The following is a 14040-nucleotide window of genomic DNA, read 5'->3' as shown; positions in this document are numbered from 1 at the left end:
AGAATACAAATCCGCTCTCACTGTAATGCAATCTCAATTGATCGCCCTCGCGGACATTCAATTCCAAGGCCGCGAAATCCCGCTTGAGTTGCCAGCCATCGGCGCAAGGCTGGCACCAGGCGTTGGGCACCCAACCAGAACGACCATCCACAGCTTTGCACCATGTCCAGCCCAGCATATCCGTGATCTCTTGCGAGCCATCGATTACCGGCTGAACGATATCGCCGCCTGCAACTGCCAGCGGATTTGGATAAGGTCGTTGATAGGCGAGACTGGCGCTACCTAAGGTGCCAGGAGGAAAGCGATAGAACATATGACTAATCCTTATTGACGCCGTCCTTACTCTTTAAGCTCTACCAGTACCAGGCGGTCACCACCATGTCATCTGCAAGCCGCAGGCTGTCGGGTATTGGCAGTCGATACGGCGAAATGTGGAAGCGGACCGCACCAAATCCGCCAGCAGCCGGTCAGAACATTCAAGCGCTCGATGTACCGGGAGGACGCCATGACCGCACAAACTTCGCTATTCCACGGCAATGGTCAGTTGCAGCAGTTGCGCCGACTGATTCCCAGAAAGCACTTCGAGTGTCTGGAGCGCCATCTGGAGCTGTTGTCGAGCGAATTCCCACTCTTCGATCATCCGCCACTGATGATCGACTGTCCCATCGCCGAAACCCTGGAAAACCTCGGCATCCGTGCCTTCCAGTGGCAAGGCAGCTGCGACCTGCCGCAGCGGATGGCCCTGGGTAGCGCGCTCATGGGTGAGGGGTTCATGGCCCAGTCCAGTACGCCCGAATACACCCTCTACCTCAATGCGCGTGGTGAAAAAGTCCTGTTGCGACAAGAGCCCGCTGCCAGCCAGACCTTGGTCAGCCTGGTCTCGGATTGCCCGCCGCTCTTCGCCTATCTGGCAGCCAAGCACCGCGAGCTGCTATCGGTTGACTGAACGGTTCGGCATCCGGTTGTCGGTGGTGTGACCGACCGGTACTCAGGATGACGAACGGGATCACAGTTACGCAGTAACGTCAGACTAAGAAGGAACCAAATAGGCAGGGTAATGGTAGATTCGCGCTTCGGATCTACCAGGAGACCCAAGGAATGGGAATTCGTATTCTGGCCAGTGTCATTGCGACCTTTGCAGCCCTTCACGCCCAGGCTGCCACCCTTCCCGCCGTACCGCCGCTCAAGCTGGCGGATCTTACGCTCAAGGCTCCCGCCGCAAGTACCGAGGTTCTCCCTAGCAGAGCCGACGCCCAGCCCCGTGACACTCGACAGCCAATCAATAGCGCCCGCTGGCTGAACGAACGTCAGACCTTTGTTCAAGAACAGCGCTGGGTATTCTAGGCCGTTCGATTGATGTCGACGGATGGCTTCCAATTCGTATGCTTTTTAATCCCGCCCAGGGAATGAATCGCCGTTTTCCAGGTCCGTCTGGTTCTATGGGCAGCTCACCCCGTCTGCCCTTTCGACCTGCATGCGGAGCCGTCATGAAACGCCTGTCCCTTCTCCTGTTCGCCGCGCTGTCGGCATGCAGTTCGGCGCCTACCTCTCCTCCGGCCGACCCCTCGCAATTCGGCGGCCGTACCCAGGAGCAACTCCGGCAGAGTTTCGGCTCGCCGCAGCGAGTCGCGCAGCTCGATCGCCTAGTGGTCTACGAATATCGCAACCTGCGCGCCCCGGGTAGCGCGACGCCGGTCTATTCCTTCCTCATCGAAAACGAACGGGTGATCGAATCTACCCCCGGAACCTTGCAGCTTTATCGCGAGGACGGCATCACCAAGGTCAAGGCGGAAAGCCTCTAGGCAGAGCGGACGCCCTTGCCGGAGGTTAACGCACGGCCTGGAAGGGATGTGCAAAAAAATACCGATTTTGGTGTCTTCCAGCATTTGTTTCCCAGGCGGCTACGGGCTGTAATCAGTCCGAGGCTTCCGCTGCCAAGGCCGCAATAGCCGGTCGCGTAGTGGGTTACAACAACAAGAAAAGCGTCTGCTGCATTGGCACAGGACGCGGAGTGCAAGATGAAAACCACACCCAAAGCGCTTTTATTGTCCGCTGTCACCCTCTCTGCAGGCCTGACCTTTTCACTGGCCCTTCAGGCCGCTGAAACGGTCACCATCGCTACCGTCAACAACAGTGACATGATCCGCATGCAGCGGCTGTCCAAGACCTTCGAAGAACAGCATCCCGACATCAAACTCAACTGGGTGGTGCTGGAGGAAAACGTGCTGCGGCAGCGGCTGACCACCGACATCGCCACCCAGGGCGGTCAGTTCGACGTCCTGACCATCGGCATGTACGAGACCGGCCTCTGGGGCGCCCAGAACTGGCTGGAGCCCATGAAGGACCTGCCCGCCAACTACGACCTGGACGACCTCTTCCCGTCGGTTCGCGAAGGCCTGTCGGTCAAGGGCGCCCTCTATGCGCTGCCCTTCTACGCTGAAAGCTCCATCACCTATTACCGCAAGGACCTGTTCCAGCAGGCTGGCCTGACCATGCCCGCCCAGCCCACCTGGACCCAGATCGCCGAGTTCGCCGGCAAGCTGCATCAGCCGGACAAGGACCAGTACGGTCTCTGCCTGAGAGGCAAGGCCGGCTGGGGCGAGAACATGGCCCTGGTCACCACCATGGCCAACGCCTTCGGCGCGCGCTGGTTCGATGAAAAGTGGCAACCGGAATTCACCGGTCCGGAATGGACCGCGGCGGCCAACTACTACGTCACCAACATGAAGAAGTACGGTCCGCCCGGCGCCTCCAGCAACGGCTTCAACGAAAACCTGGCGCTGTTCAACAGCGGCAAGTGCGCCATCTGGGTCGATGCCAGCGTCGCCGGCTCCTTCACCATGGACAAGAGCCAGAGCAAGGTCGCCGACAGCGTCGGCTTCGCCGGCTCGCCGCGCGAGGTCACCGACAAGGGCTCCTCCTGGCTGTACGCTTGGTCCCTCGGTATCCCAACCTCCTCCAAGCACAAGGATGCCGCCAAGACCTTCGTGACCTGGGCCACCTCCAAGGACTACGCCAAGCTGGTCGCGGACAAGGACGGCATCGCCAACGTGCCGCCGGGTACCCGCAAGTCCACTTACAGCCAGGCCTACATGGACGCGGCGCCCTTCGCCAAGGTCTCCCTGGACATGCTGCAGCACGCCGACCCGGCCCACCCTTCGGCCAAGCCGGTGCCCTATGTGGGCATCCAGTACGTGACCATTCCCGAGTTCCAGGCCATCGGCACTTCGGTGGGCAAGCTGTTCGCTGCGGCCCTCACCGGGCAGATGTCGGTCGAGCAGGCCCTGCAGGCGGCTCAGCAGTCCACCGCCCGGGAAATGAAGCGCGCCGGCTATCCCAAGTAGCGCTGGATACCGGGATCCGCCGCGCGCGGATCCCGGCCTAGCGGCTTTCCCTGCCTGATCCGCCACTGGCCTCGCGAGACGCCAGTGCCTCGTCACGGCCCACTGCCTTGCGGAGCATCGCCATGCAGACCTCCACCCTCAAGACGCCTGCCGTCGAAACTCCTGCCGCACCCGCCCGGCGTCAACGCCATCGTGCCGGTCCCGGCTGGTTCCTGATCAGTCCTTCGGTGGCCTTGCTGCTGGTGTGGATGCTGGTGCCCCTGGGCATGACCATCTGGTTCTCGCTGATCCGCTACAACCTGCTGTATCCCGGCGAGCATGGCTTCGTCGGCCTGGAGAACTTCGAATACTTCGTCACCGATGCCGGCTTCTGGCCCGGCATGAGCAATACCTTGCTGCTGGTGGGCAGCGTGCTGCTGATCAGCGTGGTCTTCGGCGTTCTGATCTCGGCGCTGCTGGAGGCCAGCGAGTTCCTTGGCCGCGGCATCGTCCGCGTCCTGCTGATCTCACCCTTCTTCATCATGCCCACGGTCAGCGCCCTGATCTGGAAGAACCTGATCTTCCATCCGGTCTCCGGCATCCTCGCGGCGGTCTGGAAGCTGTTCGGCGCCACCCCGGTGGACTGGCTGGCCACCCATCCGCTGCTGTCGATCATCCTGATCGTGTCCTGGCAGTGGCTGCCCTTCGCCATCCTCATCCTGATGACCGCCATGCAGTCGCTGGACCAAGAGCAGAAGGAAGCCGCGCGCCTGGACGGTGCCGGTCCGCTCGCCATCTTCTGGCACCTGACCCTGCCGCACCTGGCGCGCCCCATCGCCGTGGTGGTGATGATCGAAACCATCTTCCTGCTGTCGGTGTTCGCCGAGATCTACACCACCACCAGCGGCGGTCCGGGCTTCGCCTCCACCAACCTGGCCTACCTGATCTACAACCAGGCCCTGCTGCAGTTCGACGTCGGCCTGGCCTCCGCCGGTGGCCTGATCGCCGTGATCATCGCCAACATCGCCGCCATCATCCTGGTGCGGATGCTTGGCAAGAACCTGACCCAACAGTGAGGACCCTGACATGCTGACGCTCAAGCAATCCCGGCGCCTGCAGAGCCTGCTGCTGGGCCTGCTCGCCTGGCTGGTGGCGCTGCTGCTGTTCTTCCCGATCTTCTGGATGGTACTGACCAGCTTCAAGACCGAGATCGACGCCTTCGCCACGCCGCCGCAGTTCTTCTTCATCCCCACCCTGGAGAACTACCTGACCATCCAGGCGCGTAGCGACTACTTCCACTTCGCGCTGAACTCGGTGGTGATCTCCTTTGGTGCCACCCTGCTCAGCCTGCTGTTGGCGCTACCAGCGGCCTACTCGATGGCCTTCCACGAGACCAAGCACACCCAGCGCCTGCTCTTGTGGATGCTGTCCACCAAGATGCTGCCGGCGGTCGGGGTGCTGGTACCCATCTACCTGCTGGCCAAGCAGTTCGAACTGCTCGACAGCCGGCTGCTGCTGATCGCCGTCTACACCCTGATCAACCTGCCGATCGTGGTCTGGATGGTCTACACCTATTTCAAGGACATTCCCAAGGACATCCTCGAGGCCGCGCGCCTGGATGGCGCCACCACCTACCAGGAAATCGTCCGGGTGCTGCTGCCGATCGCCAAGGGCGGCATCGCCTCGACCATGCTGCTGTCGCTGATCCTGTGCTGGAACGAGGCCTTCTGGTCGTTAAATCTTACGTCGTCCAATGCCGCCCCCCTGACCGCGCTGATCGCCTCCTACTCCAGTCCCCAGGGACTGTTCTGGGCCAAGCTGTCGGCCGTCTCGACGCTGGCCTGTGCCCCCATCCTGATCTTTGGCTGGATCAGCCAGAAACAACTCGTCCGCGGCCTGTCGTTCGGCGCGGTGAAATAAGAACAAGAGGACTCCTGTCATGGCCAATCTGAAAATCCGCAGCCTGCGCAAGGGCTTCGACTCGCTGGAAATCATCAAGGGCGTCGACCTGGACATCAACGACCGTGAGTTCGTGGTCTTCGTCGGTCCCTCGGGTTGCGGCAAGTCCACCCTGCTGCGCCTCATCGCCGGTCTGGAAGAGGTCAGCAGCGGGACCCTGGAACTGGACGGGCGCGACATCACCGAGGTCTCGCCAGCCAAACGTGACCTGGCCATGGTGTTCCAGACCTACGCCCTCTATCCGCACATGAGCGTGCGCAAGAATCTGTCCTTCGCCCTGGACCTGGCCAAGATCGACAAGCAGGAAGTGGAGCGCAAGGTCACCGATGCCGCCCGCATCCTCGAACTGACACCCCTGCTGGAGCGCAAGCCGCGCCAGCTCTCCGGCGGCCAGCGCCAGCGTGTGGCCATCGGCCGCGCCATCGTCCGCCAGCCAAAGATCTTCCTGTTCGACGAACCCCTGTCCAACCTGGACGCCGCCCTGCGCGTGCAGATGCGCCTGGAGCTGGCACGCCTGCACCAGGAACTGCAGGCCACCATGATCTACGTGACCCACGACCAGGTAGAGGCCATGACCCTCGCCACCAAGGTGGTGGTACTGAATGGCGGGCGGGTCGAGCAGGTCGGCTCGCCCCTCGAGCTCTATCACCATCCGGCCAACCTCTTCGTCGCCGGCTTCCTCGGCACGCCGAAGATGGCCTTTCTCAAGGGCAAGGTGCTGGCCACCGACGCCCAGGGCGTGGAAGTGGAGCTGGCCGCCGGTCCGCGCCTGCACCTGCCGCGGCGCGGTGACGGCCTGACGGTTGGCAGTCCGGTGACCCTGGGCATTCGCCCGGAACACCTGCGCCTGGCCGCCGACGGCCAGCTGCCGGTAATCAGCGATGTGGCCGAACGCCTGGGCAGCGACACCTATTGCCACATGGTCACCGAGGCCGAGGAGCCGCTGACCGTGCGCGTGCCGGGTGACTGCGCCGTGGCCTACGGCGAACGCCAGCGCCTGGCCCTGGACGTGGACTTCTGTCACCTGTTCGACGAACAGGGCCGCGCCGTGGCGCCGCTGCTGCGCCAGGCCGCCTGATCTCCCCTTCTCTCCTGGTCATGGCCGACCATGACCAGGAGCGCCTTCTGCCAGGATCCCTCTCATGAAACTCAATCGCCAGAATCTCGACCAGCTTCCCGCATACATCGCCAAGCCCTCCTACGCCGCCTGCCAGCTGCGTCAGGGCATCGTCCACATCGGCGTCGGCGGCTTCCACCGCGCCCACCAGGCCATCTACACCGAAGCCCTGCTCAACCAGGGCCGCGACCTGGACTGGAGCATCTGCGGCGTCGGCCTGCGCGCCGAGGACCGCGCCATGCGTGACGCCCTGGCCGGACAGGACTACCTCTATACCCAGGTGGTGCTGGCCGACGAGCCGGACACCGAGGTCCGCGTCGTCGGCGCCATCAGCGGCATGCTGCTGGCAGAGGACGGCACCCAAACGCTGATCGACAAGCTGGCCCATCCCAGCACCCGCATCGTCTCCCTCACCATCACCGAGGGCGGCTACTGCATGGATGACAGCACTGGCGAATTCAACTTCAAACTGCCGCTGATCCAGCACGACCTGCAGCATCCCGGCGATCCGCGCAGCGTCTTCGGCTTCCTGCTGGCGGCCCTGGCCAAGCGCCGCGCCGAGGGCACCGGCCCCTTCACCGTGATGTCCTGCGACAACCTTCCGCACAATGGCCAGGTGACCCGCAAGGCCCTGCTGGCCTACGCCGGCCTGGTAGACGAAGAGCTGCACGGCTGGATCGCCGAGCACGTCAGCTTCCCTAACGCCATGGTCGATCGCATCACCCCCATGACCAGCACCGCCCATCGCGAGGCCCTGCTGGCCGAACACGGCGTCGAGGATGCTTGGCCGGTGGTCTGCGAGCCCTTCCTGCAGTGGGTGCTGGAAGACAAATTCGTCGCCGGCCGTCCGGCCTGGGAAGACGTCGGCGTGCAGTTCACCGATGACGTCACCCCCTACGAGGAGATGAAGATCAAGCTGCTCAACGGCAGCCACCTGGCCCTCACCTACCTGGGCTTCCTCAAGGGCTATCGCTTCGTCCACGAGACCATGGCCGACCCGCTGTTCGTGCGCTACATCCGCACCTACATGGACGAGGACGTGACCCCGCAGCTGGCCCCGGTACCCGGCATCGATCTCGACCAGTACAAGGACACCCTGATCGAGCGCTTCTCCAATCGCGCGATCGCCGACCAGCTGGAGCGGGTCTGCTCCGACGGCTCCTCGAAGTTTCCCAAGTTCACCGTGCCGACCATCAACCGGCTGATCGAAGACGACCAGGCCATGGATCGCGCGGCGTTGGTGGTGGCCGCCTGGGCGGTCTATCTGCGCGGCGTGGACGAGAGCGGGGCGACCTATCGCATCCCCGATCCGCGGGCCAACTACTGCGAGGAGCTGGTGCAGGATCAGAAGAACCTCACCGAGCGCCTGCTGGGCGCCGAGGAAATCTTCGGCAAGCACATCCCGAAATCCGCCGCCTTCGTTGCCGCCTTCGAGCGGCAGCTGTACAACTTGCGGACCCATGGGGTCAGCGCCACCTTGCAGACCCTGCTCGGCGACTAGCCTTGGCAAAACGCTGCCTAGGTAGCGTCGATGGTTCATACAAGCCCTAACAACAAGGAGCGGCCAGGCATGAAGTTTCTCGGGATCGACTGCGGTACCCAGGGCACCAAGGCGGTGATCCTGGATGTCGAGCGCGGCGTGGTACTGGGTGAAGGCAATGCGCCTCACCCCCTGACCGAGGGCGCCAATGGCCGTCGCGAGCAGAATCCGGCGGACTGGATCAGGGCACTGGTAGCGGCTACCCGCGCCGCCCTGGCCCAGGCCGGCAGCGATGGCCAGGACATCCTCGGTGTTGGCGTCTCGGGCCAGCAGCATGGTCTGGTGCTGCTCGACGACAGCGGCAAGGTGCTGCGTCCGGCCAAGCTCTGGTGCGACACCGAGTCCACCCCGGAAAACCAGCGTCTGCTGGAGCATCTCGGCGGCGCGGCAGGCTCCATCGAGCGCCTGGGCCTGGCCATCGCGCCGGGCTATACCGTCTCCAAGCTGCTCTGGACCCAGGAGCAGCACCCGGAGGTGTTCGACCAGATCGCCCGGGTGCTGCTGCCCCACGATTACCTGAACTTCTGGCTGACCGGTCGCGCCGTGGCGGAGTACGGCGATGCCTCGGGCACCGGCTATTTCAACGTACGAACGCGCCAATACGACCTGGAACTGCTGCGCCATATCGACCCCAGCGGTCGCCTGGAACGTGCCCTGCCGGAGCTGATCGAGGCCGACCAGCCGGTCGGTCGCCTACGGCCGGAGGTCGCCAGCCAGCTGGGCATCAATCCCCAGGCGCTAGTCTCCAGCGGCGGCGGCGACAACATGATGGGCGCGCTGGGCACCGGCAACAGCCGTGCCGGCCAGATCACCCTGAGCCTAGGTACCTCGGGCACCCTCTATGGCTACTCCGACGAACCACGTATCAGCGATCATCCGGCGGTGGCGGGCTTCTGCTCGTCCAACGGCGGCTGGCTGCCGCTGATCTGCACCATGAACCTGACCAATGCCAGCGGCCAGATCCGCGAACTGCTCGGCCTGGATCTGGCCGAATTCACCCGTCTGGTGGCGGAATCGCCCATCGGGGCCGAGGGGGTGCTGATGCTGCCCTTCCTCAATGGCGAACGGGTACCGGCGCTACCGACGGCGACCGCCAGCCTGCACGGCCTCACCGCCACCAACCTGACCCGCGCCAACCTGTGCCGGGCGGTGGTCGAGGGGGTCAGCTTCGCCCTGAGATATGGCTTCGATCTGCTGCGCGACCTGGGCATGCCTGGTGACACCCTGAGACTCATCGGCGGGGGTGCCAAGAGCCCGGTGTGGCGGCAACTGATCGCCGATCTGATGAACACCCCGGTGGTCTGCCCGGTCCACGGCGAAGCCGCCGCCCTGGGCGGCGCCCTGCAGGCCGCATGGTGCTGGAGTCGGGAACAGGGCCGCCCGGAGTCGTTGGACAGCCTTACCGAGCGCTGCGTGCACCTGGACCCGGCCAGCCGCGCCGAACCGGATCCCGCCCGGGTCGCCGAGTACGAAGCGGCCTACCAGCGCTATCGGCAGCAATTACGTGACAGCTACGGGGTAGCCTAGCGAGCGGAGGGGGTGGAAAACGCCAGGCGGTTTTCACCCCATGGAGACTCAGCCGTAGGTTGGGCTGAGCACCGCGAAGCCCAACAAAACACAGCCGTACCTTTACATCGTTGGGCTTCGCTGCGCTCAGCACCAACCTACGTCTCAGGCCTTGCCGATCGGCACGAAGGGCGCATCCAGCAGCCGGGCGAGGTCCGTCGGTGCCAGGGCCACTTCCAGTCCGCGGCGCCCCGCACTGACATGGATGCTCGGCAGCTCCGCGGCGGACTCGTCGATGAAGGTGCGCAGCCGCTTCTTCTGCCCCAGCGGACTGATGCCACCCACTAGGTAACCAGTGCTGCGCTGGGCCTGGTCGGGCTTGGCCATCTCCAGCTTCTTCACCCCGGCCGCCTGGGCCAAGGCCTTGAGATCCAGGGTCCCGGCGACCGGCACGATGGCCACCAGCAACTCCTGCTTCTCGCTCGCCGCCAGCAGGGTCTTGAACACCGTCGCCGGCGCCAGCCCGAGCTTTTCCGCGGCCTCCAGGCCGTAGGAGGCGGCCTTGGGATCATGGTGGTAGCTCAGCACCTCGTGGGGCACCTGGCTTTTCTTGAGCAGTTCTATCGCCGGGGTCATGCCAGCACTCCTTGGGGATCGGCCACCTCGGCCCGCCCGCGGCCCTGCGCCTTGGCCCGGTAGAGGGCGAAGTCGGCGGCCTGCAGCCAGTGGGCAACGTCATCGTAGGCCCGGTCGAATCCGGCGACGCCGCAGCTCATGCCGACGCGGACGTTTTGGCGATCGCCAGGGCTGCCCGCCTGCATCTCGTGGAGGCGCTCCTGCAGGCGGCGAATCAGATCCAGGGCTCGCTCGGGCGAGGTGTCGGGTAAGAGGATACCGAATTCATCGCCGCCGAAACGACCAGCGAGATCACTGGTGCGGATGGTGCGCGCCAGCAGACCGGAAAACTGGCGCAGCATCTCGTCACCGGCCTGGTGGCCGAAGCGATCGTTGACCAGCTTGAAGTTGTCCAGGTCGATCATCACCAGGCTGGCCTCGGCGCCACTGCGCTTGCAGCGGGCGAACTCACGCTGCAGCAGCTGATCCCAGTGCGTTCTGTTGTGCAGACCGGTCATGCCATCCTGCTTGCTGATCAGCTCCAGCTCCTGCTTGCGCCGCGACAGCTGCTGCGCCAGGCGAAAGCTCACCAGGCCCAGGGCCCAGGGGTAGGCGACGATCATCGGCAGGCAGGCATAGATCTGCGCCGTCGAGGTCTGGATGGCGACCGGGTGGCGCAGCACGACCAAGCCGATGAGGATGCCGGCCAGCTGCGCGAGCAGGCCGCGGCGCCAAAACACCAGGCCACCGGCGCCCAGCATGTTGAGGCTGGTCATGGCGAGCAGGGTCACGCTGGGCAGAAGGTTGAAGCCCATGCTCGCCACCCAGAAGCCCGCCGAGCCACAATCCAGCAACAGGTTGCTCAACTCGGCGCGATAGGGATCCCGGGCGCGGACGGCGCGCAGATAGGCCAGCGGCGACCACAGCAGCGCATTGGCCAGCAGCAGGATCCACAGGCCGACGGATACCGGCTGGGTGATCTGGACCGAGACGATGCAGCTCAGGCTGAGCAACAGGCCAACCGCCCGGGGCAGCCAAAGCCGCCGGGCGAAACTGTGGCCACGCGTGAGCGCATCTGGCATTGGCGATCCCCACTGCGACGGACGATGAAAGGTCGCGCATTATCAGTGGATGAGGGCAAAACGCCAGCGACCCGCGACCTGAACGTCGTTTACCGATAGCTACGACGCGCCTAGACACTGCCAGAAGGAAACATCGGGTGACACGAGCACCAGACGAACAGCCTTGAACCTCGGCCTGACCGGCCTCATCCAATGGTCAGGCCCGTCAAAAAGAGGAAGCCGCATGCAAGTTCAAGTCAACAGTGACCACAACATCGAAGGCAGCGCCGGTTTGCAGAATTGGGTGACATCCGTGGTGGAAGATCGCCTGGATCGTTTCGACGAACTCCTGACCCGCGTCGAGGTGCACCTCAACGACGAAAACGCCGGCAAGTCCGGTGCCCAGGACAAGCGCTGCCAAATGGAAGCGCGCATCAAGGGCCATCAACCCCTCTCGGTCACCCACAAGGCCGAGTCCCTCGACCTGGCAGTGGATGGCGCAGCGGACAAGTTGCTGCGAGCCATCACCCACCTGTCTGGCAAATTGGAGAAGAAGCGCCTTTCCGGCGGCGAACTCAATGACCCCCTTGCCCTGGAGGATTCCGAAGAGTTCAAGGATTCCTTGCGGCAGGACGAATTCCTTGAACGGGAGCAACTGGCTCACGATCACGAGTTGAAGTAAGGCAACCTCTGGCTTCAGCCTACAACCGGGGCCGCTCATCGAGCGGCCCCGGTCTTTTCCACCCCGGCAAAAAGGATGCTCCATGCCCTCCCCCTTTCGCGTCGCCCTGATCGGCTATGGCTTCGTCGGTCAAACCTTCCACGGCCCGCTGCTGCGCTCCATCCCCGGCCTCACCCTGGAACTGGTGGCCTCGCGGGACGCCGAGCGAGTGCACGCCGATCTGCCCGAGGTCCGGGTGACGGCGGATTACCTGGCCGCCGTGCAGGATCCGGCCATCGACCTAGTGGTCATCGCCTCCCCCAACCAGACCCATGCGCCCCTCGCCAGCGCCGCTTTGGCGGCGGGCAAGCACGTGGTGGTCGACAAGCCCTTTACCGTCACCCTCGCCGAAGCGCGGCAGCTGTCCCAGGAAGCCGACCAGGCCGAACGGTTGCTGTCGGTGTTCCAGAATCGGCGCTGGGACAGTGATTTCCTCGGATTGCAGGAGGTACTCGCCAGTGGAGCTCTGGGTGAATTGACCAGCCTGGAGTCCCGGATCGAACGCTTTCGTCCCGAGGTGCGAAACCGCTGGCGAGAGGCGGATCTGCCCGGCAGTGGCCTCTGGTTCGACCTGGGCCCCCACCTCCTGGATCAGGCACTCTGCCTGTTCGGTCTGCCGCGGCGCCTGCAGGCAAATCTGGTGCGGCAACGACCCGGCGCCCTTACCGATGACTGGTTCCAGGTGCAACTGGACTACGGCGCCCGCCAGGTGACCCTGAGAGCCGGCATGCTGGCCGCCGGTGGCGTACCCCGTTTCCTTGCCCAGGGCACTGACGGCAGCTGGATCAAGACAGGCGCGGATCGCCAGGAAGATGCCCTCAAGGCAGGCGTTCGTCCGGGTGGACCCGAGTGGGGTCAGGATCCCGATCCAGGTTGGCTAATCGGCGCCGATCGCGCGCGCCGGGCGCTGCCCACGCCTGCTGGCGATCATCGGCGCTATTACCTGGCGCTGGTCGAGGCCCTTGCCGGGCGTGCGGCCAATCCCGTATCACCCGCTCAGGCCTGCGCCCTCATGGCCTTGCTGGAGACCGCGCAACGCTCCGCGGCGGAAGGCCGGGCCCTGGAACCCGAACTGACCGCACCCGAACGCACCGCCTACTGACTGGCCACCCACTGCGGACGCCGTCCCGCCAGGCGTTCGCCCAACTGGCGCAGGGTGCGCGAGAGACGCCGCTCGATCCACTCGTAGCTGCCCCAGGCCAGCAGCAGGATCACCGGCAGGCAGACCGCCAGGGTCTGGTAGGGGCTCAGCCCCCACTGCTGGTGCAGCCAGTAGTCGCCCAGCCAGAGCACGATGACGTGCACCAGGTAGACCGAATAGGACCAGTCCCCCAGTGCCTTGCACAGGCGTGAGCCGGCGAACCAGGGTTCGAGGATCACGCAGGCGCCCACCAGGACCGCGCTGGGCACGCCCCAGGTCAGCAGCCGCCAGGGATGGTCCGCCGGAAAGGCCACCAGACAGACCAGTGCCGCCAGAGCAGCCGTCAGGGCCAGCGGCTTGGAGCCGCGCAGGGCGCCGCGCCGATAGAGCGCCGCCAGGCTCACGCCTAGCAGGAACTCGAAGATGATCGGATTGCGATAGAAACTGCTGACGAAGGACTCGCGGGCCAGCACCAGGCTGACGAGGATCACCAGCAGACTGACCACGCCGATGCGCCAGCGCTCGGCCACGCCAAAGGACAGGGCAAACAGCAGGTAGAACAGCATCTCGAAGTTGAGCGTCCAGCCCACCGGCAGGATCGGATAATGGCCGAAGCCCGCCGGGTTCTCGCTGGGAATGAAGAACAGCGAGAGTAGTAGTTCCCGTGCGGCGATCCCGTAGACCGGCATCACGTCGCTGGCCAGATAGAGGATCAGCGCCGTCACCGCGGTGTACAGCCAATAGGCCGGGACGATACGGGCGATGCGGTGCCAGAGGAAGGTGCTGCGCCTGAGCGATCGGCCGGCGGTGGACAGGTAGATCACGAAGCCGCTGAGTACGAAGAAGATATCGACCCCGACCTGTCCCCGGGTGGAGAGCAGATGGCCGCCGAGGCTGTCGGCGTGGAAGTCGAAGAACACCTGCATGAAGTGATGAAAGACCACCAGCCAGGCGGCCAGGGCCCTGAGAGCCTGCAGTGAAACCAGCATTGTAGAACCTTTCCCTCCTCGTCCCGCCAGGCACGACCCAGCGCCGCGCCGTCATTGTGGACGGCATG

Annotated in this window: 14 protein-coding genes; 11 read left to right on the top strand and 3 right to left on the bottom strand. The window is 64.4% G+C overall.

Going from position 1 to position 14040, the window contains the following annotated elements; genetic code table 11:
• Positions 1-505 precede the first annotated feature (505 nt).
• From FEZ61_RS00345 to xylB, 9 genes are all read left to right on the top strand, one after another.
• Positions 506-946 (top strand): hypothetical protein, encoded by a 441-nt coding sequence (locus FEZ61_RS00345; RefSeq protein ID WP_017638913.1) that lies wholly within the window; start codon positions 506-508, stop codon positions 944-946.
• 152 nt (positions 947-1098) lie between these two features.
• Positions 1099-1344, top strand: a complete 246-nt coding sequence (locus tag FEZ61_RS00340) for a hypothetical protein (RefSeq protein WP_017638914.1) — start codon at positions 1099-1101, stop codon at positions 1342-1344.
• 143 nt (positions 1345-1487) lie between these two features.
• Complete coding sequence (locus FEZ61_RS00335) at positions 1488-1802, top strand: hypothetical protein (protein WP_064306661.1); 315 nt, start codon at positions 1488-1490, stop codon at positions 1800-1802.
• Positions 1803-2018: 216 nt separating this feature from the next.
• Entirely contained in the window at positions 2019-3344 is a 1326-nt protein-coding gene (locus FEZ61_RS00330) for a sugar ABC transporter substrate-binding protein (protein WP_026083592.1), read from the top strand.
• A 122-nt stretch (positions 3345-3466) separates the two neighbouring features.
• Positions 3467-4399, top strand: a complete 933-nt coding sequence (locus FEZ61_RS00325; protein ID WP_017638917.1) for a sugar ABC transporter permease — start codon at positions 3467-3469, stop codon at positions 4397-4399.
• 10 nt (positions 4400-4409) lie between these two features.
• Entirely contained in the window at positions 4410-5243 is an 834-nt protein-coding gene (locus tag FEZ61_RS00320) for an ABC transporter permease subunit (RefSeq protein WP_017638918.1), read from the top strand.
• A gap of 19 nt (positions 5244-5262) precedes the next feature.
• Entirely contained in the window at positions 5263-6360 is a 1098-nt protein-coding gene (gene ugpC, locus FEZ61_RS00315) for a sn-glycerol-3-phosphate ABC transporter ATP-binding protein UgpC (protein WP_017638919.1), read from the top strand.
• Positions 6361-6424: 64 nt separating this feature from the next.
• A complete protein-coding gene (locus tag FEZ61_RS00310) occupies positions 6425-7900 on the top strand; it encodes a mannitol dehydrogenase family protein (RefSeq protein WP_173146706.1) in 1476 nt (491 codons plus the stop codon).
• A gap of 69 nt (positions 7901-7969) precedes the next feature.
• Complete coding sequence (xylB, locus tag FEZ61_RS00305) at positions 7970-9466, top strand: xylulokinase (protein WP_173146704.1); 1497 nt, start codon at positions 7970-7972, stop codon at positions 9464-9466.
• Between the two features lie 144 nt (positions 9467-9610).
• Here xylB and ybaK read toward each other — a convergent pair whose 3' ends face one another.
• A complete protein-coding gene (gene ybaK / locus FEZ61_RS00300) occupies positions 9611-10081 on the bottom strand; it encodes a Cys-tRNA(Pro) deacylase (RefSeq protein WP_017638922.1) in 471 nt (156 codons plus the stop codon).
• A complete protein-coding gene (locus FEZ61_RS00295; RefSeq protein ID WP_017638923.1) occupies positions 10078-11142 on the bottom strand; it encodes a diguanylate cyclase in 1065 nt (354 codons plus the stop codon). The genes ybaK and FEZ61_RS00295 overlap by 4 nt, the downstream gene beginning before the upstream one ends.
• Positions 11143-11365: 223 nt before the next feature.
• Here FEZ61_RS00295 and FEZ61_RS00290 point away from each other — a divergent pair, with 223 nt between their 5' ends.
• Both FEZ61_RS00290 and FEZ61_RS00285 read left to right on the top strand, forming a co-directional pair.
• Complete coding sequence (locus FEZ61_RS00290) at positions 11366-11803, top strand: HPF/RaiA family ribosome-associated protein (RefSeq protein WP_017638924.1); 438 nt, start codon at positions 11366-11368, stop codon at positions 11801-11803.
• A gap of 82 nt (positions 11804-11885) precedes the next feature.
• The gene (locus FEZ61_RS00285) at positions 11886-12944 is read left to right on the top strand and encodes an oxidoreductase (RefSeq protein ID WP_017638925.1); all 1059 of its coding nucleotides are present in this window, start codon (positions 11886-11888) and stop codon (positions 12942-12944) included.
• Here the strand turns inward: FEZ61_RS00285 and FEZ61_RS00280 are convergent.
• Entirely contained in the window at positions 12938-13972 is a 1035-nt protein-coding gene (locus FEZ61_RS00280) for an acyltransferase (RefSeq protein ID WP_017638926.1), read from the bottom strand. The two genes, FEZ61_RS00285 and FEZ61_RS00280, sit on opposite strands and share 7 nt — an antisense overlap.
• Between the last annotated feature and the right edge of the window lie 68 nt (positions 13973-14040).

The sequence above is a fragment of the Pseudomonas sp. MS15a(2019) genome (assembly GCF_013277805.1).
GTDB lineage: Bacteria > Pseudomonadota > Gammaproteobacteria > Pseudomonadales > Pseudomonadaceae > Chryseomonas > Chryseomonas benzopyrenica.
Note: the sequence above shows the minus strand (reverse complement) of the source record. Positions and strands in the feature narration are given on the sequence as shown.